This is a genomic window from Parafrankia sp. FMc2 (genome assembly GCF_041008525.1).
Taxonomy (GTDB): Bacteria; Actinomycetota; Actinomycetes; order Frankiales; family Frankiaceae; genus Parafrankia.
In genome coordinates this window covers 14317-37586 of record NZ_JBFLUG010000074.1, presented here as the reverse complement: position 1 = coordinate 37586, position 23270 = coordinate 14317, and the positions used below count along the sequence as shown (strand labels likewise).

Below are 23270 nucleotides of genomic sequence, written 5' to 3'. Positions count from 1 at the left end.
TGGTGCATCTGGCCGCTCGGGGTATCGACGAGGTCTTTCGGGCCGTCAAGCACGGACTGAAACGTGTGCAGTACCGGCCCGATCTTCTTGTCGGGTTCCTTGCCGAGACCGGGCTTGCTTGGGAAGAGCTCGGATCAACATGACTTCTCGCATTAATCATCAGTAGATCGCATGCAGGTGCAGCTCCCAGGTCCAGATGTAGGTGTCGCCGGTCAGACGGTGGCGCGGGCGGGTGTCGGGTCCGAGCGCGCCGGTTCCGACGCCGCGGTGCGCGATGTCGAGGTGCACTGTGGTCGTCTCCCGGTCCGGCAGCTCCCACCAGTGCTTCGCGGCTTCGAGGTCGTCGACGGTGTTGTGGGCGACGTTCATCTGGACCGGGACCGGATGCGTGGTGATGACCTCGCCGGCGGGGCCGGTGAGGCGCAGCGCCCGCACGTCGCCCCGGCCGCCGTTCTCCTGCGGTCTGATGTAGGGCAGGGCGAGCTCGTCGATGGGACGCTGCCACCGGCCGAGCAGGGCGCTGGTGCGCCGGTCGGGGTAGTTCTCCCAGGGGCCGAGCCCGACCCATTCGGCGTCGGTGAAGCCTTCGGCGAGCTCGAACCGGATGCCGACGCGCAGGCCGTCGGTGGTCCCGGTGGGCAGCGAGACGTGTTCGACGATCCGGTAGTGGTCGTTGCCGAGCGCGGTGATGGTCCGCCGGTGGGTGATCTCGTCGCCGAACGCGGCGGTGAGGAGGGTGGTCACGACGGTGTGGTCGCCATCCTGGTCGACCTGGGTCGATGTCGGGGTGAGGCGGAAGAAGCCGGAGCGGACGAACCGCTGGTCGAGCGGGAACGACTCGTCGCAGTCGGTGAGAGCGCGCCACAGGGCGAGCGTCGGCGCCTCGCGCAGCAGCGGATGCGTGAGCCGGCCCTCGGCGTCGACGGGCACGTGGCCGGGTGCCCCGGCCCCGACCGCCGGCGCGGTGACCTCGGGCAGCGGCAGCGTCACCTGGTGGATGGCGACGACGGTGCCGGCGTCGGCCCAGCCGGTGGGCTGCGCGGTGCGGACGGTGACGGTGACCGCTAGCGCGGAGCCGGCGGTGAGCCGTTCGCGCAGTGCGGCGGGGATGACGACGTTGGCCTCGGCGCCGGGTGCGACGGGCGGTGTCGCGAGCGTCACCGGGTCCGTCGGGCCGTCGGTGGCGTCGACGTGCAGTTCCAGGGCGTAGGCGCTCAGGTCGTTGAAGATTTGCCGGTTGCGCAGGCGCAGCCTGCCTGCGAGCGCGGCGGCGGCGTCGGAGACGAGCCTTACCGGGCTGAACAGGCCGCGGGCCTCGTAGAGGGCGGGTTTGGGTGTGAGGTCGGGGAAGACGATGCCGTTGATGCACAGGACACCGTCGTTCGGCTCGTCGCCGAAGTCGCCGCCGTACCGGTACCGGCCGTCCCCTTCGGGGTCGAGGCCGTGGTCGTACATCTCCCAGATGTAGCCGCCCTGCAGGCCGGGGCTGTTCTCGATCAGCTCCCAGTAGTCGGCGAGCCCACCGGTGGCGTTGCCCTGGGAGTAGGCGTACTCGCACATGATGAGCGGGCGATCCCCGCGAGGGTCCGCCGAGTAGGCGGCAAGCGCCTCGAACGCCGGATACATCGGGCAGACCAGGTCGGTGGCCGCGTGGGCGCCGTACCAGTCGAAGGCGATCGCGGCCTCGTAGTGCACCGGGCGGGTCGGGTCGAAGTGGCGCAGCCAGCCGGCGGCGGCGTCGTGGTTCGGCCCGTAGCCGGTCTCGTTGCCGAGCGACCAGACGATGACCGAGGGGTGGTTGCGGTCGCGCAACACCATCCGGGAGACCCGCTCGACGATCGCCGGCAGGTAGGTCGGCTCCTGGCAGATCTGCGAGGCGAAACCGTGGGCTTCGATGTCGGCCTCGTCGGTGACGTAGAAGCCGAACTCGTCGCACAGGTCGAGGAAGACCGGGTCGTTCGGGTAGTGCGACGTGCGGATCGCGTTGACGTTGAACCGTTTGAGAAGGGCCAGCTCGGCGCGCATGCGCTCAGCAGAGACGACCCGGCCCGTCCTCGGGTCGAAGTCGTGTCGGTTGACACCCTGCACGAGAATCCGGCCGCCGTTCACCAGCAGGTCGCGGCCCTCGACGAGGACCCGGCGGAAACCGATCCGGATGCTCGTGGTGTCGACGGTCTCGCCCTGTGGGGAGACCAGCGTGACGGTGAGGTCGGTGAGGGCGGGGCTCTCCGCCGACCAGGGGGCGACCGCGAGGCTGGGCAGGGTGAGCTGGGCGGTGCCGGCGAGCGGCCCGGGCCGCATCAACTGGCCGAAACGGTCCGCGAAGCCGGCGAGCGGTGCCGGGATCGGCGCGGCCGCGGCCGTGAGGGTCAGCAGGTCCAGCGTGTCTGGCGGCAGTAACGGCGATGGTCGCTGGGACCGCTCGTCCGTAGGGGGTGGCAGCGCAGGGGCGGCCGTCCGCACGGCCACCGGGACGGTGTGCTCCTCGTCGAGAAGCCGGACCCGGAGTTCCCAGCCCGGCTCCGTGACGTGGGCCAGCCCGGCGGTGAGGACGGTGAGGTCGAGCGATCCCGTCCGAGTGGCCGGGTCGAAGTCGGCCACGGCCTTCAGATCGGCCAGCCGGGTCTCCGGGACGGTGTAGAGGCCGACCGAGCGGGACAGCCCGGACTGCCACCAGTGGTCCTGGTCCTCGAGGTACGACATCGACGACCATTTCGCGATCGCGAGCTCGATCGTGTTCTGCCCCGGTAGGCACGCCGCGGTCACGTCGAACTCGGCGGCGAGGTGCGAGTCGGTGCTGATCCCGACCGGCCAGCCGTTCATGAACACCCGCAGCAGGCCCTCAGCCGCACCGACCCGCAGGATCACCCGCCGGCCGTCGAACGCCGCCAGCTCGAACGTCCGCCGGTAGACGCCGACGGGGTTGTGGGCCGGGACCTGCGGCGGGACCTCGTCGAAGGGCATCACGATGTTGGTGTAGTGCGGCCGGTCGGCCGCCTCCCGCATCGTCCACAGCTCCGGAACGTGAACCGGCGTCCAGTCCTGACCGGGCTGCGTGAGGCCGGCGCGCAGCTGGAAGTCCCACTCGCCGTCCAGGTCGACCTCGGCCGCGCGGCGCAGCCCATGCATCGGCAGTCTGCCGATCGAGTGGAACCCGGAGTCGTCCCATGGCATCGCGGCGAAGTCGGTCCCGGTCATGAATGTCCCTTCGTCCGGCCGGAGTGGGGCGTGCGCAGGAAGCATACTTACGCGCGATAGTTCACGCTGGTAACCTCAGCGCCGATCGAGGCGGGCGCCCGCTCCCGCGCCTGCCCCAGGAACGAGGGGGCTCGTGGGCAAGAGCGGCGCCGGCGACGCGAGGAAGCAGCCGGGCCTCGGTACCCGACCGTCCCGAACCACCAGACCGTCATCGCCGCCGCGAGCCGACCGCGACGGCACCCCATGGAGACGCCGAGGACAATGACAACTACCGCGAGCTCCGCGAGCGCGCCCGGAGCCCATCGCCGTTTCGACGCGCTGCGCGGCCGGTGGGTCCTGGTGTCAGCCGGGCGGGACCGGCGGCCCTGGTCCGGTCAGGCCGAAGTGGCCGCGCCGGACGTCGCCGCGCCGTACGACCCGACGTGCCCGCTCTGCCCAGGCAACCCGCGAGGCGCCGGCCTGGACGATGCGGCGCCCCGCAACCCCGACTACTCGGGGCCGTACGTGTTCACGAACGACTTTCCCGCGCTGCGGCCAGCGACCTGCCCTGACGACGACGGCGCCGCCACGGCGTGGGCCGAGACCCCGCCGGGCCCGGCGGCCGTCGAGTCGCTGCTACGCCGCGAGCCGGTCGCCGGTGAGTGCCGGGTGGTGTGCTTCGGCCCCCGCCACGACCAGCATCTCGCCGCGATGCCCGATGACGCGCTCGCCGCCGTCGTCGACACCTGGGTCGCGCAGACCCGGGAACTCACCGCCCGCTGGCGCTGGGTCCAGATCTTCGAGAACCGCGGCGCGGCGATGGGCGCGTCCAACCCGCACCCGCACGGCCAGATCTGGGCCAGCTCCGCGCTGCCCGACGAGCCCGCCGCCGAGGACACCCACCAGCGCGACTACTGGCGCCAGCACGGCCGCCGCCTGCTCGCCGACTACGCCGCGACCGAACAGGCCGCCGACGAGCGGGTCGTCGCCGCGAACGACGACTGGCTCGTCGTCGTCCCATACTGGGCGGTCTGGCCGTTCGAGACGATGCTGCTGCCGCTGCGCCCCGTCGCCAGCCTCGCCGACCTCGACACGTCCCTGCGCGACAGCCTGGTCGCAATCCTGCGGACCCTGCTGACCGCCTACGACGGCCTGTTCGGTGTCCCGTTCCCCTACTCGATGGGCTGGCACGGCGCCCCCGGACCAGTAGACGGCGGTTCGGCCACCGCAGATCTGGCCGACAGCGAGCACTGGCAGCTTCACGCGCACTACTACCCCCCGCTGCTGCGCTCGGCGAGCGTTCGCAAGTTCCTCGTTGGCTACGAGATGCTCGCCGGCCCCCAGCGCGACATCACCCCGGAGCAAGCCGCCAGCCGGCTACGCGCCCTCGCCATCGACGCCTCGGGCGCCGCCGTCCGGCCGGCGACCTCGTGACCGCGGGCAAGGGAGACGCGGCCAGACGGGCGGTCGCGGCCTTCACTGGGGCGTACGGGCATGCCCCGGCCCATGTGGTCCGCTCACCGGGGCGAGTCAACCTGATCGGCGAGCACACCGACTACAACGACGGCCTGAGCATGCCCGCCGCGATCAACCTCGAACTGTGCCTCGCGTTCGCCCTGTCCCCAACCGGCACAGGCGGTGGCTGCGTCCATCTCGTCTCCGAGGACGACCCGGTGCCGGCGACGGTCTCGCTGCCCGCCGCGCCACCTCCGCCGCCCGGGCCACCGAGCCGCGCCGCCGCCGCCCAGGACGGCTGGGCCGGCTACGTGGAGGGGGTCGTCGTCCTCTCGGCGGCGCTCACCACACCGGAGGCGTGCCGGGGCTGGCGGGGCGCGGTCGCCAGCGATCTGCCGCTCGGCGCAGGGCTGTCGTCCTCCGCCGCGCTGGAGCTTGCTGTCGCCCGCGCCTGCGCACATGTCTGGGACGTCGGCTGGGATCCGCCGCGGGCCGCCGCACTCGCCCAGCAGGCAGAGAACACCTGGGTCGGCGCCGCGACCGGGCCGCTCGACCAGCTCGCGTGCGCCGCCTCCGTCGCCGGCCACGCCCTGCAGATCGACTTCCGCGACCGCGCGACGACGCCCGTCCCGATCCCGGACACGGCCGCGCTTGCGATCTTCGACACCGGCACCCGCCGCAAGCTCGTGACCAGCGCCTACGCTACGCGCCGCGCCGACTGCGAGCGGGCGGCGGCGCAGCTGCGGGTAGCCAGTCTGCGCGACGTCGGCGCCGAACTGCCCCCCGACGCCGCGCGCCGGCTCGACCCGACCGCGCTGCGCCGCGCCCGTCACGTCGTGTCCGACAACCAGCGGGTCCGTGACTTCGGCGACGCGCTGCGCCGGGGTGACCTCGCCCGCGCGGGCACAGTGCTCACTGACGGGCACCGCTCGCTGCGCGACGACTTCGAGGTCTCCAGCCTCGCGCTCGACGCTGCCGTCGCCGCCAGCGAAGCCGCGGCCGGCTGTTACGGCGCCCGGATGACCGGCGGCGGGTTCGCGGGCTGCGCCATCGCGCTCGTGCAGGCGGGCAGCGCCGACGCCTTCGTCGAGCAGGCGATGGCGCGCTACCGCGCCAGGACGGGCCTGGAAGGCCGCGTCTATCTCTGCCGCCCGGTCGAGGGCACCACACTGCTGTGACCAGCGCCCTCCTGTTGGCAAGGCACGCCACGGCCAGGTCGGCCTTCGGCGGAACCGTCGGCCGTGGTCATCGCTCACCGCCTCGCCACAGTCCGCGCCGCCGACCAGATCGCGGTCGTCGAATGGGGTTCTCGTGACCGCATGTCCGGCCGGTGTCTCAGCTGGTCTCGCGGTGGACGAGCGCGGGGCCCGGCAGCGGTTCGTCGGCGGTCAGCGGGCGGCCGTCGAGCAGGTGCAGCGCGAACTCGGCGAACCGCTGGCCGAGGGCGGACGTGTCGAACCGGACGGTCGAGAGCCTGGGCGCGAACATGGTCGCGATCGGGGTGTCGTCGTGTCCGACGACGGCGAGGTCTTCGGGCAGCCGTAGGCCGAGGCGTACCGCGGCGCCGGTGACGGTCGCGGCGACCTCGTCGTTGTAGGCGATGACACCGGTGATGGCGGTGTCGTGCCAGCGGCGGACCATGTGGTCGACGGAGTCGTCGCGGTAGTCGATGGTCGCCAGATCCGGTGGTGTCAGGCCGAGTGCCTGGGCGCGGGTGCGGGCTGCCCGGTGGCGTGCCGTCGCCAGCCCGGTGAAGCGTGGGTCGGTGAAGGCGGCGTAGACGAGCCTGCGGTGTCCTCGTGTGTGCAGGTGGTCGACCTGGAGGTTCGGGCCGGCGCTGATCGTCAGCGAGATGTCGGGCAGGCTCCCCTGGCCGGGGTCGGGGTAGATCCTGCGGACACCGCTGGCACGCATCGCTGCGATGTCGGTCGGGCTGAAGGGGATGGGTCCGAGTACGAGGTCGGGGCTGAGGGTCTCCCACAGCGGCGGGGCCTGGTTGCCTGGCTGGTGGGTGTAGGGGACGAGGGCGTAGCCGGCTCTGCCGAGCACGAGGGATGCCTCGTCCAGGTAGTCGCGGAGCCGGTATTCGATGGGCCAGTCGGGCAGCGCGAGCAGGACGATTCGGCTGCGGCCGCTGGCGAGCGCGCGCGCGGCCCGGTTGGGCCGGTAGCCCAGGCGTTCCGCGGCCTCCCGCACCCGCAGCCGGGTGCCCTCGGGGATCGTCTGCCTGGGGGTGTCGTTCAGCACGAACGACACGGTCGCCCGGGACACCCCGGCCTCCCGGGCGACATCCTCGGCCGTTGTACGTCTCGTCGTAGTCGCTTCCGACACGGCTGTTCGCCCCCCATCGTCGCGACCAGCCGAGCGTACCGCCGGTCCATTTCTCCCCGCTTGCACGCGTTAGCCGGCAATGATAGCTTGCAACTCCGCCACTAACACCCGTTAGTGGCGTGGGGCACGGTGTGGGGCGGGGTGCCGGTTCGGCATCCGGACGGCTCGGGCTCCCCGCCTAGGGCCAGCGTCATCGCCGCGAGTCCGCTCACATCCCACCTCCGGTCCGAGGCGGCTCGTAATCGGATGCGATCAGGAGAGCTCGAGTGATCCGCAGTTCTTTCAATGACGGCTGGCTGTTCCGTCCCGAGGCCGATCCCGTCCTGGTGCCGTCGCGCCGGTCGACGGGGGGCTGGGAGGCGCACCAGGCCGGGCTGCCGGTTGACGGCGTTGCGGCTGGTGCCCCGCCAGCTGGGGAGAAGAGCCGGTTCACGGTGTGGTTCCCGGCGGTCGACGCGTCCGGCGAGGTCGTCGCCGTCGCCGCTGAGGAAGACGCGTGAACGACGCCACGAGCCCGGAGGCCCGGGCTGACGAGCTGTTGCGGGCGATGACGGTCGAGGAGAAGGCGCAGCAGGTCACCGGGGCGATGCCGATCGGTCTGCTCGGTGTGCACGGCCTGGTGGAGCCCGCGGCCGAGCGGCTGTTGGGCCAGGGGATCGGGCACCTCGCGGCGCTCGGGATGATGGGCCACAAGGCGCCCGACCAGGTGGCGAAGGCCGTCAACGAGATCCAGCGGTTCCTGGTGACCCGGACCCGGCTCGGGATCCCGGCGATCTTCCATGTGGAGGCGCTGAACGGGGTCGTGTCACCCGGGTTCACCAGCTTCCCGACGGCGATCGGGCTGGCGGCGACGTGGAACCCGGACGGGGTCGAGGAGATGGCGGCGGTCCTGCGCCGCCAGGTCCGGGCGATCGGCCATCCGTTCGTCCTGTCGCCGGTCCTGGACGTGGCCCGGGACGCCCGGTGGGGCCGGGTGCACGAGACCTACGGCGAGGACCCGTATCTGGTCTCGGCGATGGGGGTCGCGTTCGTCCGTGGCCTGCAGGGTGACGACCCGCGAGCCGGGGCGATCGCCACCGGCAAGCACTTCCTCGGCTACGGCGTCAGCGAGGCCGGTCAGAACATGGCCCGGACGAACCTCGGGCCGCGTGAGCTGTACGAGGTGTACGCCCGGCCGTTCGAGGCGGCGATCCGGCTCGCTGGTCTGCGCGCGGTGATGAACTCCTACAGCACTGTCGACGGCGTCCCGGTCGGCGCCAGTCGAGAGGTCCTTGACGGCCTGCTGCGCGAACGGCTCGGTTTCGCCGGGACCGTGGTCTCCGACTACGACACCATCGGCCACCTGTACCGGCGCCTCGGCGTCGCCCGGGATGCCGAGGAGGCCGGCCGGCTGGCGTTGGCCGCCGGGATCGACGTCGAGCTGCCGATCGCCGATGGTTACGGTGCGACGCTGGCGCAGGCCGTGCGGCGCGGCGAGGTCCCGGCCGAGCAGCTGGATCAGGCGTGCTGGCGGGTGCTGCGGGACAAGTTCACCCTCGGCCTGTTCGACGAGCCCTACGTCAACGAGGAACCGGTCGTCGTCGGCGCGACGGCGCGCGCGGGCAGCACGCTGTCCCACGGGCTCGCCCGGCAGTCGATGACCCTGCTGAAGAACGATGGCGGTCTGCTACCGCTGTCGGACGGCATACGGCGGATCGCGGTCATCGGCCCGCACGCCGAGGGCGTCTCGGTGTCGTTCCCCGCCTACACCTTCCCAGCCATGCTGGAGATGCTCTCGGCACGCTTCCGGGGCGAGGCGGCCGCGATCCCCGGGACCGAGCACCTGTCCGCGGACATCCCGGACGAGGTCCGCCAGCTGATGGCCGCGGAGCTGTCCGCGGCTCTCGGCGTACCGATCGACGAGTACGTGCGCACGGCGTACGGCGCACAGTCGCTGGCCGGCGCCGTCCGCGACCGTGTACCCGCGGCCGAGGTGACGGTGTGCGCGGGCTGTGGGGTGACCGACGCGGAGCCGGTGGACCTGTCGGCGGTGGCCGCGGCCGTCCGCGACGCCGACGTGGTGATCCTCGCCCTCGGTGGCCGGGGCGGCTGGTTCACGTCGAACGCAACCGAGGGGGAGGGCGGCGACACCGCCGATATCGGCCTGCCGGCGAACCAGGTCGCGCTCGTGCGGGCGGTCGCCGCTACCGGCAGCCCGTGTGTCGGTGTGGTGCTGACGGGCCGGCCGATGGCGCTGACCGAGATCGTCGACGAGGTGCCGGCGCTACTGTACGGCTACTACGGCGGCCAGCACGCCGCCACCGCCCTGGCCGAGGCCCTGTTCGGCGACATCAGTCCCGGCGGAAAGCTGCCCGTCTCGATTCCGCGCCACGCCGGCCAGGCGCCGGTCTACTCCGCCGCGCCGACCGGCACCGGCTACCGGCGTACCGACCAGGACATGCACCGTGGCTACCTCGACATGCCCTCGACGCCGCTGTTCGCGTTCGGCCACGGCCTGAGCTACACCACCTTCGACTACGCCGACCTCGAGATCAGCCCGGCGGACGTCAGCACCGACGGAACAGTGACGGTCGGCCTGACCGTGCGCAACACCGGTGAGCGCCCCGGCGACGAGGTCGTGCAGCTCTACTTCGCGGACCGGGCGACCGGGGTCACCCGGCCAGCGCAGGAGCTGGTCGGCTTCACCCGGCTCGGCCTCGACCCCGGCGCGGCCGCGGCCGTCGAGTTCACCGTCCCGATGTCGCAACTCGGCTACGTCGGCCTCGACGGCCGTTTCGTGCTGGAACCCGGACCCGTCCAGGTCCTCGTCGGCGGCGGGTCCGACGACATCCGCCTGCGCGGTGCCTTCGAGATCACGGGCGACCCGGTGGTCCTGGACGGCCGCCGCTCCTACCTGTCGCAGGCCGCCGTGCGCGGGTCCGTCGCTCCGACAGCAGTCCCCGGAAGGTAGGCAACGGTGCCCAGAATCCACAGCTGGCGGTTATCGCCTGTCGACCGGTCGCGCTCATGAGCACCCCCGCCGCCCCCGCCCCCAGGGGCACGACCACGACCGACGGCAGCCCTCCGACGGGTTCCACGTCGCCCGACGCCCGACGCGGCGATGGCGGCCTCGGGAATGGTGCCGCTCCGTCGGTCGCCGGTCTGGCAGCGGGCCTGATCGACGCGGAGGCGGAACGGCAGGCCCGGCAGTCGCGGTCGCAGCAGGAGGTGCTGTTCGCGGACGACCTGCTGCCCGGCGTCGGCGGTGAGCCGCTGTCGCTGCGTCAGGGGCTTGCCGCGGGCGGCTCGTGGACGTTCCTGATCCTGGTGCTGCTGGCCGCGTTGGACGACTTGGAGTCGGCAGCGCTGAACGTGCTGGCGCCGGACATCCGGGACTCGTTGGGGCTGTCCAACGGGACGATCGTGTTCATCTCGGCGGCGGCCGGCGCGTTCCTGGTGCTGGGCGCGCTGCCGATGGGCTGGCTCGCCGACCACATGCGGCGCAGCCGGGTGATCGGCTGGGCGGGGGTGGTGTTCTCGGCGATGGTGTTCGCGTCGGGCCTGGCGGCCAACGGGTTCCTGTTCTTTCTGGCCCGGTTCGGCGTCGGGGTGGCGAAGTCGAGCAACAACTCGGTGCATCCGTCGTTGCTGGCCGACGCCTATCCCATCGGGGTTCGGGGCCGGCTCTCGGCGTCGGTCTATGGCGCCGCGCGCGCCGCGGGCGCGGTCAGTCCGCTGCTGGTCGCGGGGATCGCGACGTGGGTGGGTGGCGACGACGGCTGGCGCTGGCCGTTCCTCGTTCTCGGGCTGCCGGCGCTGGTCGTCGCGATCGTGGCATTTCGGTTGCCGGAACCGGCGCGCGGCCAGCATGAGATGCGCTCGGTGCTGGGCGAGGTGCTCGAGGCGGAGAAGCCGATGCCGATCTCGGTGGAGGCGGCGTTCGCTCGCCTGATGCGGATCCGCACCCTCAAGGCGGCGATCGTCGGCTTCTCGGCACTGGGCTTCAGCCTGTTCACGACGGGCGTGCTGGCGAGCCTGTGGTCTGAGGACCACTACGGGATGTCGACGTTCCGACGGGGTCTGATGGGCTCGCTCGGCGGTGCGGCGCTGCTGGTCGCACTGCCGATCGTGGGCCCCCGCTATGACCGGCTGTACCGCCGGGACCCGGCGCGAGCGGTGGCGCTGCTCGGCTACTGCATCCTGCCAGGAGCGGTGCTGCTGCCCATCCAGTGGTTCATGCCGGGCTGGATCGGGTTCGGGCTGCTGGGTATCCCCGGAGTGGTGTTCGCCTCGGTGGCGTTCGCGATGGTCGGCCCCGTGGTGCAGTCCGTGGTGCCCTACCGGCTGCGCGGCCTGGGCATGGCGCTGGCCTCGGTCTACATGTTCTTCATCGGCGCAACCGGCGGGGCGGTGCTGTCCGGGCTGCTCAGCGATGCTTACGACCCGCGGGTCGCGGTGCTGGTGATCGGGATTCCGTCGACGCTGGTCGGCGGGCTGATGCTGATCCGCGGCGCGTCGTTCGTGAAGAGCGACCTGTCCCTGGTGGTCGCGGACCTGCGGGAGGAGCTGGCGGAGCGGGACCGGCAGCGGACCGATCCAGAGAACGTTCCGGTACTGCAGGTCAACAACATCGACTTCTCCTACGGAAACGTGCAGGTGCTGTTCGACGTCGCCTTCGAGGTCCGCCGCGGCGAGACGCTGGCGCTGCTCGGGACGAACGGCGCCGGCAAGTCGACGATCCTGAAGGTCGTCTGCGGTCTCGGCACCCCGTCGCGGGGTGTGGTGCGGCTGAACGGCCAGACGATCACCTACGTCTCCCCGGAGCAACGCGGGAAGTACGGGGTGCACCTGCTGCCCGGCGGCAAGGGCGTGTTCCCGACGATGTCGGTCCGCGGGAATCTGGAGATGGCCGGGTTCCGGATGCGCCGCGACCGGGCCGGCCGGGACCAGCGGTTCGCCTACGTGCTGGACCTGTTCCCCGATCTGGCCGATCGGCAGTCGCAGCTGGCCGGGTCGTTGTCCGGCGGTCAGCAGCAGATGCTGGCGCTCGCGATGGTGCTGCTGCACGACCCCGAGGTGCTGCTCATCGACGAGCTGTCCCTGGGGCTCGCACCGACGGTGGTGGCGGACCTGCTGACGATTCTCGAGCGGCTCAAGGCCGATGGGCTGACGATCGTCGTCGTCGAGCAGTCGCTGAACATCGCGCTGGCCATCGCCGACCGCGCGGTGTTCCTGGAGAAGGGCCAGGTCCGCTTCACCGGCCCGGCCCGTGAGCTGGCCGAACGCGACGACCTGGCCCGCGCGGTGTTCCTCGGCCGGGAAGGTGGCTGACCGTCATGCAGATACCCACCCTTCAGCTGCTGTTCGACGGCGCCGTGTCCGGTCTGGTCATCGGCCTGCTCGCCGTCGGCATCGTGCTGGTACACCGCGCCAGCCGGGTCATCAACTTCGCCGTGGCGAACATGGGCCTGGTCGGTTCGGTGCTGTTCGCGCTGCTCGCCGTGCGCTGGAACGTGCCCTACTGGATCGCCCTGGTCATCGCCCTGGCGGTCGGGACGCTGTTCGGCGCCCTCATCGACCTGACCGTGGTCCGGCGGCTGTTCCAGGCACCCCGGGTGATCATGCTTGTGGCCACCATCGGTGTCGCCCAGCTCGCTCTCACCGTCGTCACGGCCCTGCCCGACCTCGACGACCAGACGGCCGAGTCCTATCCGGTGCCCTGGGGTGGAACCTGGTCACCGACATCTGATCTGCGCATCACCGGGGCACAGATCAGTGTCCTGGTCACGGTCCCGCTCGTCGCAATCCTGCTCGGGGTGTTCCTGACCCGTACCGTGCTCGGCCAGACGGTCCAGGCGGCGGCGGACAACCCCGAGCTCGCCCGGCTGCAGGGCATCAGCCCGAAGGCCGTCTCCACCGCCGTGTGGGCGATCGCCGGGCTCGTCGGCACGCTGTGCCTGATCCTCATCTCCGCCCAGAACAAGTCCCTCAGCCAGATCACCACGCTGGGCCCCACCACGCTGCTGCGGGCGCTGGCCGCCGCGGTGCTCGCCCGGATGACCTCACCGCGTATCGCGCTGCTCGCCGGCGTCCTGCTGGGACTGCTGCAGTCGTTCATCCAGTTCAACTGGCTCGACCAACCCGGCCTGACCGACCTGGTCATCTTCCTGCTGGTCCTGGTATCGGTCTTCTTCGTCAGCCGCAGTCGCGGTCTGGAGACGTCGTCGTTCTCGTTCGCGCCCAAGGCCAGGCCAGTACCCGAACGGCTGCGCGACCTGTGGTGGGTCCGCCACCTCGAACGCGCCCCGCTGCTGCTGCTCGGGCTGGTCGCCGTAGTCCTTCCACTGCTGGTCCACCAGTCGTCCCGGCAACTGCTCTACACGATCATCCTGAGCTACGCGATCTGCGCGGTCTCGGTCACGATCCTGACCGGCTGGGCCGGGCAACTCTCGCTGGGCCAGATGGCCTTCGCCGGCCTCGGCGCGCTGACGGCGGCGGCGCTGTGCCGCGGGCTGCAGATCTCCGTCGGGAGCAGCACCGTCGTGCTGAACGCGCTGCCGTTCCCCGTCGCCGTCGCGCTCGCCAGCCTGCTCACCGCCGTGCTCGCCGCGATCGTGGGCGCAGGGGCGCTGCGGGTACGCGGGCTACTGCTCGCGGTCAGCACGTTCGCGTTCGGGATCGCCGCCGAGCAGTACCTCTACCGCCGCCCCGTCTTCCAGGACCCGGGCTCCCACACGGCCTCGTTCCCGCGCGACACCGCCTTCGGCATCGACGTCACCGACCAACGCACCTACTACTACCTGGTCCTGGCGGTCCTGACGGTCGTGCTGGCCGTTACCGCCCGGCTGCGCCGCTCCGGCGTCGGCCGGACCACGGTGGGAGTCCGGGACAACCCGGCGACGGCCGCGGCCTACACCGTCGGCGCGACCCGGGTGAAGCTGCGCGCGTTCACGCTCGCTGGCGGCATCGCGGGTCTGGGCGGCAGCCTGCTCGCCGGCGCCGTGCAGACCGTCTCCTACTCCGACCGGTACTTCCTGAGCCCCGACTCGCTGGCTCTGGTGTCCATCGTCGTCATCGGTGGCCTCGGCTCCGTCTACGGCCCGGTCCTCGGTGCCCTGTGGGTCATCGGCCTGCCCGCGTTCTTCCCCGGCAACGCGGTCGTGCCGCTGCTGACCTCCAGCCTGGGCCTGCTCGTCCTGCTGCTGTACTTCCCCGGCGGCCTGGTCCAGATCGGTTACGCCGCCCGCGACGCGATCCTGCGCTTCGCCGAGCGGCGCCTCGGTCCCGCGCCCGAGGGCAAGACGCGCGCCGCCGTTCCCGCGGCGCTCACCAGGGCCGCGGACCGAGCGCCGCTACCGGTGGACCGCCCGGTCCTGGCGGCCAGCGACATCCGGGTCCGGTTCGGCGGAATGACCGCCGTCGACGGCGTGTCCCTTCAGGTCCAGCCCGGGGAGATCGTCGGCCTGATCGGTACGAACGGCGCCGGCAAGTCCACCCTCATGAACGCCATTGGCGGCTTCCTGCCCGCCACCGGCACCGTCGAACTGCTCGGTCGCGACATCACCGGTGCGAGCTCCGCGACCCGTGCTCGCGCCGGTCTCGGCCGCACCTTCCAGACCGCCACCCTCTTCCCCGAACTCACCGTCCGCCAGACCGTGCAGATCGCCCTGGAAGCCCGCGGCCGCACCGAGCTGCTCACCACCGCCCTGCACCTGCCACACACCTACCGCCAGGAGCGCGTGAAGCGGTCGGACGCGAACGAGCTCATCGACTTCCTCGGCCTCGGCCGCTACGCCGACGCGTTCATCGCCGACCTGTCCACCGGCACCCGGCGCATCGTCGAACTCGCCGGCCTGCTCGCCCTCGACGCCCGCCTTCTCTGCCTCGACGAACCCACCGCCGGTGTCGCCCAACGCGAGACCGAGGCCTTCGGCCCGCTCATCCGCGAGATCCGCCGCGAACTCGACGCCGCGATGCTCGTCATCGAGCACGACATGCCCCTGATCATGAGCATCTCCGATCGTGTCTACTGCCTGGAAACCGGCCGCGTCATCGCCGAGGGCACACCGGACGCGGTGCGCAACGACCCCAAGGTCATCGCCAGTTACCTCGGCACCGACGAACGTGCCATCACGCGCAGTGGCGCCGCCCCCGCCGGGGCGGCCAGCAGTCACACCCCGAACAGCGCGGCGGCACCCGCCTAGCGGCTCACCCTCCAGCGCCCTTCACACCGCCATTCCACACCTCTCGCACGTCCCGGAGACCGCCAGATGAGATCACCCCGCCGTAGGCGCCCGTTACTGATCGCCGCAGCCGTCGCCGCACTCGCGATCTCCGCGTGCAGCGTCGAGTCGAAGGACGACACCCCGTCGGCCAGCGGCGGCCCCACCGCCGAGGCGTACCCGCCGCCGGCGGCGCCGGCCGTCGCGCCCGGTGTCACCGCCAACAGCATCAAGATCGGCTTCGTCTATCCCGACCTGGACAAGGTCAGGCAGTACATCCAGATCGACCACGGCGACTACAAGGCCGCCTTCCAGGCCCTGGTCGACAAGGCCAACAGCGAGGGCGGCATCAACGGCCGTAAGATCATTCCGGTGTACGGCGCCGTCGACGTCATCTCCCCGACGGGCGCGCAGGAGACCTGCGTGAGGCTGACCGAGGACGAGAAGGTCTTCGCCGTGCTCGGCAGCCTCAACGCCGACGAGGCGCTGTGCTATGTGCAGACCCACAAGACCGCGGTCGTCGGGGGTGACCTCACCGCCGCGCGGTATGCCCTGGCCCAGGCGCCCTGGATCGCCACCCTGCAAGGCGGCGACGAGATCGCCGACGGCCTGCCGCTGCTCGCCGACCGCGGCGCCCTGACCGGCAAGAAACTCGCGGTCGTCTCCTACAAGGACGACCAGGCGCTCCTGGACACGACGGTCCTGCCGACCCTGCGCGGTCGGAACATCGCCATCACCGAGACGGCCGTCATGGACGCCGACATCAAGGACCCGGCCGCGGTGTCGTCGCAGCTCAACGTCTTCATCCAGAAGTTCCAGTCCGACGGCGTCAACGCAGTCCTGCTGATCGCCGGCGCCCAGTCCCAGTTCCCCGCGGAACTGGCGAAGACCAGCTACCGCCCCCAATTGCTCTTCCAGAGCAACAACCAGGCGGGGGCCTTCATCTTCGGTGCCTCGGATGACGATCTGAAGGTCCTCGACGGCGCCCTGTCGCTGGGGCAGGCCGTCGACTACACGCCCCGGGACAACCCCTGCATTGCCACCGTCGAGGCCGCGGTGCCCGCGGCGCGCGGCAAGATCATCAATCCGGGGGACGTCCCCAAGGGACAGCCCCAGATCGCCATCTCCGAGGGGATCGCCTGCCAGACCCTGGCCCTGTTCAGGGCTGTCGTCCAGAAGGCTGGCAAGAACCTCACCTATCAGTCGTTCCAGCAGGCCGCCTTCTCCCTCGGCAAGATCAACCTGCCGATCGTCGTCGACGACGCCACCTACGGCCGCCAGACCCCGCACGGCGACATCCCGCCCCGCGTCATGACCTACGACCCGGTGAAGAAGACCTTCGAGCTCGCCGCCGGCTGATGCCGGCCCCGCCGGTCCGGATTCGCCGACCGGACCGGCGGGACCTCCCTCTGGGCGCCTTCCGATGAGGCTTCCCACTTCTCGTGGCGCCCTTGTCGGTCAGGCCGACGCCGGAGGCTGCCCGTGCCCGGACTGACCTGTGTCGCTCCGGGACCGAGCTCGACTTCCGCGACCCAGCCGCCACCACGCCGCCCGCCATCCGAAAGGAACACGAAGACAGCCATGACCGCCACCGCGTGGACGGCCGAGAAGGTCGCCGGACTGGTCTCCCGACTCACCCTGGAGCAGAAAGTCGCCCAGCTCACCGGATTCGCCGTCACCGACCTGATCGTCCGCGGCGCCACGTCCCCTGACGGGGGCGTCGCCCTCGACGTCGGCCGGGTAGCCGCCCTACGGCCCCACGGCGTGGGACACCTGTCCTTGGCATGGTTCCTGGGGTCGGACGGGGAGAGCCTGCGATCGGGCCTGGAACGCGTCCAGGACGCCGTCCGGGAGATCGCTCCGTTCGGTATCGGGGTGCTCGTGCACAACGAGGGCATCAGCGGCATGCTGCACGCGTCGGCACCGCAGTTCCCGACCTCCTGGGCGCAGGCGGCCACCTGGGAGCCAACCCTCGTGGGCCGCGCGGCCGCCGTGACGGCGGCGACGGTGCGCGCGGCCGGAATCCACCATGTGCTGTCCCCGGTGATGGACCTCGGCCGGGATCCGCGGTGGGGCCGGGTGCACGAGACCTACGGGGAGGACCCGGAACTCGTCGCACAGATGTCGGTCGCCTTCGTACGCGGCATCCAGGGCGCGGACGGCGAGTCCGGGCTGCTGGCCACCGGAAAGCACTTCCTGGGCTACGGCGCCTCCGAGGGCGGGCTCAACCAGGCCATCACCCAGCTCGGTCGGCGTGCGCTCGTCGACGAGTACGCCGAGCCGTTCCGCCGCGCGATCGCGGAGGCGGGCCTCGCGACCGTCATGAACTCCTACAACGAGATCGACGGGATTCCGAGCGCGGCGGACCGCTGGCTGCTCACCGAACTGCTGCGCGACCAGCTCGGCTTCACCGGCATGGTGGTCAGCGACTACGACGCGGTGGACCTGCTGCTGAAGGCCTTCCACACGGCCGAGTCACCGGCGCAGGCCGCGATCCAGGCCGTCAGCGCGGGTCTCGACGTCGAACTCCCCGGCGACGCGACCTACCCCCACCTGGTCGGTGAGGTCAAGAGCGGCCGACTCGACGAACGTGTCCTCGACGTCGCCGTGGCCCGGGTCCTCGCCGCGAAGGCCCACGCCGGTCTCGTTCCCGAGATGGCGACACCCCGGGCCGCCTCCGGACCGACAGCACCGGACCTCGCCGAAGCGGCGACGGTGCGCCGCGCGATCGCCGAGCGCGGCCTCGTCCTGCTTGACAACGACGGCACCCTGCCCTTCGCGCCGCGGGCCGGCCGGGTCGTCGTGGTCGGTCCGGCCGCCGACGAGTTGCGGATCCACTTCGGGGCCTACACCTCGGTCGCCAGCGCCGAGATGCCCCTCGGGATGATCGCGTTGAGGTCCGGCCAGATCCCCGGCGTCGACCCGGCGACATTCGTGTTCACCGACATCTTCCAGACCCGGATGCCGGGCATGGACGAGAAGTTCGAGGCGGAGGCGCGGCGGATCCATCCCGACGCCCCCACCGTTCTCGACGCGCTGCGCCACATCGACCCGACGGTCGAGCACGTCGGGCTCGGGCGGTTCGAGGCGGACCCCGACCACCGGCTGGACGCGGCCACGATCGAGCAGGCGGTCGCCGGCGCCGACGTCGTCCTCGCCGTGGTCGGCGAGCGGACCGGGTGGGCGGGCAACAACACGGCCGGCGAAGGCCAGTCGACCGCCCACCCCGCCCTGCCGGGCGACCAGGAGGAGCTGGTCACGCTCCTGGCCAGGACCGGGAAACCACTGGTCACCGTGGTGGTCTCCGGGCGGCCCCTGTTGCTCGACACCGTCGCGCGGGCGTCCAACGCGGTCCTGCTCGCACCGCTGCTCGGTGAGGCGGCCGGCCCCGCGATCGCGGACGCGGTGTTCGGGGTCGCCAACCCGAGCGGGAAGCTGCCGACCACGTTCCCCCGCCACCTGGGACAGGTGCCGATCTACCACGGGCACCACTTCGGCAGCGGCTACGACCACCCCACCGGCACCCGCCACGGCTACAACGACCTCGCCGACAACAGCCCGCTCTACCCGTTCGGCCACGGCCTGTCGTACAGCACCTTCGAGGTCGCCTTCGACGAGTCCGTCGAACCAGCCGTGAAGGAGACCGCGGGAATCATCCGTGCCCGCATCGTGGTGACGAATACCAGCGACGTCGACGGCGAGACGGTCCTGCAGCTCTACGCCCGCGACGAAGCCGCCACCGTGGTCCGCCCCGTCCGCCGGCTGCTCGGATTCACCCGCCTGGCCCTGCCCGCCGGCGCAAGCACGACCGCCCTCCTGGAAGTTCCCGCCGAGCGGCTTTTCTACACGATGCCTGACGGCTCACACGGCATCGAGGCCGGCGCCGTCACCGTGCTGGCCGGCCTCAGCAGCGCTGACATCCGCTGCACCACCACGATCAACCTGTCCGCGGCCACGGGTTGACGTTCTGGCCCCAGACGGCGACGGGAGTGCGGCCGGCACTGAAGGTTTCGAAATCGGCGCTGACCTGCGGCCACAGGAATGGGCGGCGGGCTCGCATTTCGCCGAACCGCCCGGCGCGGCTGCGACCACTACCACCGCTACCCGGAGGACATCGCGATCGTTCGCCCGTACCGTGAAGCCCTCCGCCCGCCGGCTCGGCGAGATCGCCCGCACCGGCAGGCTCCCTTGAGAGATGCGGGCCCGGGCCAGCGGGCTCATCTATTTCGCCTTCACCGAATTCCGTGAGGAGCCGACGTGGGCATCGCCCAACCAGTGAAACTGTCCGACGAAGACAAGGTGGCGCTGCTGTCGGGTGCGGACATGTGGCGGACGAAGGCCGTGCCGGCAGCCGGCATCGAGCCGATCACAATGTCGGACGGCCCGCACGGGCTGCGCTACCAGGGCACGTCCGGCGACAATCTCGGGCTGACCGCGTCGCTGCCGGCGACCTGCTTCCCACCGGCGGTCGCGGTCGGTTCAAGCTGGAATCCAGAGGTGGCGCACGCCATCGGCACGGCGCTGGCCGTGGAGGCACGGGCACAGGGCGTGAGCGTTGTCCTGGGCCCCGGCGTGAACATCAAGCGTGCCCCGCTGTGCGGGCGGAACTTCGAGTACTACTCCGAGGACCCGCTGCTGTCCGGAGTCCTCGGGGTGGCCCACGTACGGGGCCTGGAGGACAACGGCGTCGGCGCGTCGGTCAAACACTTCGCGGCCAACAACCAGGAGACTGACCGGCTGGTCGTGAGCGCCGAGGTCGACGAGCGCACGCTTCGAGAGATCTACCTGCCGGCGTTCGAACGCGTAGTGACCGAGGCGAAACCGTCCACCGTCATGTGCGCCTACAACAAGGTCAACGGGATCTACGCCTCGGAGCACACCTGGCTGCTGACCAAGGTGCTACGGGAGGAGTGGGGCTTCCGCGGACTCGTGGTCTCCGACTGGGGGGCCGTGCACGACCGCGTGGCGGCACTCACCGCGGGGCTGGACCTGCAGATGCCCTACGACGGCGGATCCGGCGACGCCGCGGTGCTCGCCGCGCTACGCGCGGGCGAACTGGACGAACGCCTTGTGGACGCGGCCGTCACTCGCCTACTCGCCCTGACCAGTCGCCGCGCCGAGGTCGAGGTCGAAGTCGACTGGGACGCGCATCACCGGCTGGCTGGCCGGCTGGCGACCGAGTGCATGGTCCTGCTGAAGAACGACGGTGAGGTGCTGCCATTGACCGGGGCCGGCACGGTCGCCGTGATCGGCGCGCTGGCCGCTCGTCCCCGGTTCCAGGGCGGTGGGAGCTCGAAGGTCCTACCCACCCGGCTGGACATTCCGCTCGAGGAGATCGGCCGGGCCATCGCCGCGCGCGGCGGACGAGTCGTCCACGCCGCTGGCTACAGCCTCGTGGACGTGGACGTGGACGAGGACGAGAAGGCGCTGGCCGAGGCGGTCGCGGTGGCCCGGACCGCCGACGTCGCGGTGGTCATGGCCGGGCTGACGGACGGCACGGAGTCGGAGGGATACGACCGCGAGACACTCGCGCTGCCCGACAGGCAGGTCGAGCTCATCCGGGCGGTGGCGGCCGTCGCGGCGCGCACGGTTGTGGTGTTGTCGCATGGTGGTGTGGTGACGGTGGAGGGTTGGCACGACCAGGTCGACGCGATCCTGGACACCTTCCTGCTCGGGCAGGCAGGTGGTGGTGCTCTTGCTGATGTTCTGCTCGGTGTCGCCGAGCCGTCCGGACGGCTCGCCGAGTCGGTTCCGCGGCGTGTCGAGGACACGTCCGCCTACCTGAACTTCCCCGGCGAGCAGCACGCAGTCCGCTATGGCGAGGGTGTGCTGGTGGGCTACCGGTACCACAGCACGGCTGATGTTCCCGCCCGCTACCCCTTCGGCCACGGACTCGGCTACGGCCGCGTCGAGACCAGCGGACTACGGGTCCGGCCGCTCGGCGCGGACAGCGCCCGCGTCGAGGTCGACCTGAGCAACACGGGCCCGCGGACCAGCAGCCACGTCGCCCAAGTCTACGTCGCGACCCGGACCGGCCCCGTTCGCCGCGCGGCCCGTGAACTACGTGCCTTCCAGAAGGTCACCCTAACCCCCGGCGACTCGACGACCGTGACGTTCCACCTCGACCGCCGAGCCTTCGCCTACTGGGACATCCGCTACCACCGGTGGATCGTCCCCCCCGGCGACTACACCATCCAGATCGGCCGCGACGCCGAACACGCACTCCTCGAACAACGCATCACCCTGGCGGGCGACCGGATCGTTCCCGACCTCACGAACGACTCCCTACTCGGAGACTGGCTTGACCACCCCGACCTCGGACCGGCTCTGAGAACGGCACTCAGAAGCGCGCTGGCGCCGATCTCCGCAGAATTCACCGGCGGGGCGGCCTCGAGCAAGGAACAGCCCAGTGCGTCGAGCGCTCTGGGCACCTTTTCGTTGCCGCACTTCTTCGCCTTTTTCGGCTCGATGCTTCCGCAAGGAAGCCTCGACGTCATTCGTAGCATCGTCAACAGCCATCTGGCGACACCTGCAAAAGGCGATTCCTGAACCGTCGTCGACTGCGCGGTGCACCGGCCGTTCGGGCAGCGGCTGGCGGGGCAGAACCCTCAGCGCGGTGTGCCGGGACGCGGCCATGCGCAGCGCGGACAACACGCTTGCGCCCGCGCGGCCGGCTAACTCGCGGACCACCGCGCCGATCTGGCCCGCCAGCCGGGGGGCAGACGTTGGTAGCGGTCCACGGCGCCGGGTAGCTGCTCGCGGAAGGTCTGCGGCACCCTCGGTGAACCACGCAGCTGCCGTCGTCAGCGTCGGTGCGGTCCTGCTGTCCATCGCGCCGGGTCGGCGACGACGGCGGCGAGTCGCCGGAATGCGGCGCCGGTTGCCGCGGGTGCGGTGGGTTGCGGGTGGGCGCGGACGGTGGGGGAGATCCAGCGTGCTGACAGCACCCGGCCTTGCAGGATCTCCTCCACGTCGGGTCGGAGCAGGGGCGTGAGGGTTGCGAGGTAGCCGCCGAGGACGACGGTGGGGATGTCGAGGATGTTCATGGTGCTGGCGAGGGCGATGCCGAGGGCTCGGGCCGCGCGCGTGATCGCGGTCTGGGCGGTGCGGTGGCCGTTGCGGGCGAGCTCGGTGAGCTGGTCGGCCGGGGTGTCGGGGGTGAGTCCGGCGGCGGTGGTGAGGGCGTGGCGGCCGGCGTACTGCTCGAGGCAGCCGGTGGAGCCGCAGCGGCAGGGTGGTCCGTTCGGGTCGACGCAGACGTGGCCGATTTCGCCGGCCCAGCCGTGTCGTCCGGTCACGACCTGGCCGCCGCGGACGGCGGCGCCGCCGATGCCGATCTCGCCGGACAGGTAGAGAAAGTCCGAGAGCTTCCCGGCGCGTCCGGGTGCGTGGTGGGAGACGGTGGCGGCGGCGAGGTCGGCCTCGTTGCCCACGGTCAGCGGAAGCCCGGCCAGGGTGCTGCCGAGCAGGTCGGCGGGGTCCAGGTCGGACCAGCCGAGATTGGGTGCATGCAGGAGGCGGCCGGTTTCCTGGTCGACGATGCCGGGCAGGGCGAGACCGGCGCCGATCAGGCGAACGTCGGGGGGTAGCCGGGCGAGGAGGGCCTCGCTTGCCGAGCCGAGGCGAACGAACGCCGGGGCGGGGTCGCTGCCGGCGAGGTCGGCCGGCTGGAGGTGTTCGGCGAGGGTCTGGCCGCGCAGGTCTACCAGGCGGGCGGCGAGGAATCCGGCATCGACCTGCAGGCCCAACGCGACGATGCGGGAGCCGGCGACGAGCGGGGTCATCGGGCGGCCTCGCCGCAGGACGGCCGGGCGTTCGATCTCGTCGACGATCCCGGCTCTGACCAGCTCGTCCACGAGTCGCGATGCGGTGGCCCGGGTCATCCCGGTGGCAGCTGCCACCTCTGCCCGCGAGGGCGCTTCGGCGGCGGCGGCGACCGTGCGGACGACCAGGGCGAGGTTGCTCTCGCGCAGTGTCGACTGGCGGGCGGAGGCCGTCGCTGCCGCCGTGGTGGCGGGCTGCGATCGCCGCGGGGAGAGGTCCGGGACGTCGAGGGACACGCATTGACGCTACCGCGCCCGACGATTTAGGTTCGCGATGAAACAA

Annotated in this window: 12 protein-coding genes; 9 read left to right on the top strand and 3 right to left on the bottom strand. The window is 71.4% G+C overall.

Features of this window, described 5'->3' with window-relative positions; genetic code table 11:
• Positions 1 to 159: 159 nt before the first annotated feature.
• Positions 160 to 3198: a glycoside hydrolase family 2 TIM barrel-domain containing protein gene (locus tag AB1460_RS22895; RefSeq protein WP_368963992.1), complete on the bottom strand. Its 3039-nt coding sequence runs from the start codon at positions 3196 to 3198 to the stop codon at positions 160 to 162.
• 261 nt (positions 3199 to 3459) lie between these two features.
• Here AB1460_RS22895 and AB1460_RS22890 point away from each other — a divergent pair, with 261 nt between their 5' ends.
• Both AB1460_RS22890 and galK read left to right on the top strand, forming a co-directional pair.
• Positions 3460 to 4611 carry a UDP-glucose--hexose-1-phosphate uridylyltransferase gene (locus AB1460_RS22890; protein ID WP_368963990.1) on the top strand — a complete coding sequence of 384 codons (1152 nt, stop codon included), beginning with the start codon at positions 3460 to 3462 and terminating at the stop codon, positions 4609 to 4611.
• Positions 4608 to 5810, top strand: coding sequence for a galactokinase (gene galK / locus AB1460_RS22885; protein WP_368963988.1), 1203 nt, complete (start codon positions 4608 to 4610; stop codon positions 5808 to 5810). The genes AB1460_RS22890 and galK overlap by 4 nt, the downstream gene beginning before the upstream one ends.
• 157 nt (positions 5811 to 5967) lie before the next feature.
• Here the strand turns inward: galK and AB1460_RS22880 are convergent, their stop codons facing one another.
• On the bottom strand, positions 5968 to 6903 hold the full coding sequence (locus tag AB1460_RS22880; protein ID WP_420497342.1) for a LacI family DNA-binding transcriptional regulator: 936 nt from the start codon (positions 6901 to 6903) through the stop codon (positions 5968 to 5970).
• Positions 6904 to 7229: 326 nt separating this feature from the next.
• Between AB1460_RS22880 and AB1460_RS22875 the strand changes: the two genes are divergently transcribed.
• The 7 genes from AB1460_RS22875 to AB1460_RS22845 all read left to right on the top strand — a co-directional run bounded on the left by AB1460_RS22875 (position 7230) and on the right by AB1460_RS22845 (position 21713).
• The gene (locus tag AB1460_RS22875; RefSeq protein WP_368963985.1) at positions 7230 to 7463 is read left to right on the top strand and encodes a hypothetical protein; all 234 of its coding nucleotides are present in this window, start codon (positions 7230 to 7232) and stop codon (positions 7461 to 7463) included.
• Between the two features lie 47 nt (positions 7464 to 7510).
• A complete protein-coding gene (locus AB1460_RS22870) occupies positions 7511 to 9913 on the top strand; it encodes a glycoside hydrolase family 3 N-terminal domain-containing protein (protein WP_368963995.1) in 2403 nt (800 codons plus the stop codon).
• 56 nt (positions 9914 to 9969) lie between these two features.
• Positions 9970 to 12273: an ATP-binding protein gene (locus AB1460_RS22865; protein ID WP_368963983.1), complete on the top strand. Its 2304-nt coding sequence runs from the start codon at positions 9970 to 9972 to the stop codon at positions 12271 to 12273.
• A 5-nt stretch (positions 12274 to 12278) separates the two neighbouring features.
• On the top strand, positions 12279 to 15146 hold the full coding sequence (locus AB1460_RS22860) for an ABC transporter permease subunit (RefSeq protein ID WP_368963981.1): 2868 nt from the start codon (positions 12279 to 12281) through the stop codon (positions 15144 to 15146).
• Between the two features lie 66 nt (positions 15147 to 15212).
• The gene (locus AB1460_RS22855) at positions 15213 to 16523 is read left to right on the top strand and encodes an ABC transporter substrate-binding protein (protein ID WP_368963979.1); all 1311 of its coding nucleotides are present in this window, start codon (positions 15213 to 15215) and stop codon (positions 16521 to 16523) included.
• A 222-nt stretch (positions 16524 to 16745) separates the two neighbouring features.
• Entirely contained in the window at positions 16746 to 19127 is a 2382-nt protein-coding gene (locus tag AB1460_RS22850; protein WP_368963978.1) for a glycoside hydrolase family 3 N-terminal domain-containing protein, read from the top strand.
• Between the two features lie 360 nt (positions 19128 to 19487).
• A complete protein-coding gene (locus AB1460_RS22845; RefSeq protein WP_368963993.1) occupies positions 19488 to 21713 on the top strand; it encodes a glycoside hydrolase family 3 C-terminal domain-containing protein in 2226 nt (741 codons plus the stop codon).
• Between the two features lie 254 nt (positions 21714 to 21967).
• Here AB1460_RS22845 and AB1460_RS22835 read toward each other — a convergent pair whose 3' ends face one another.
• Positions 21968 to 23224: an ROK family transcriptional regulator gene (locus AB1460_RS22835; protein ID WP_368963976.1), complete on the bottom strand. Its 1257-nt coding sequence runs from the start codon at positions 23222 to 23224 to the stop codon at positions 21968 to 21970.
• Positions 23225 to 23270 lie beyond the last annotated feature (46 nt).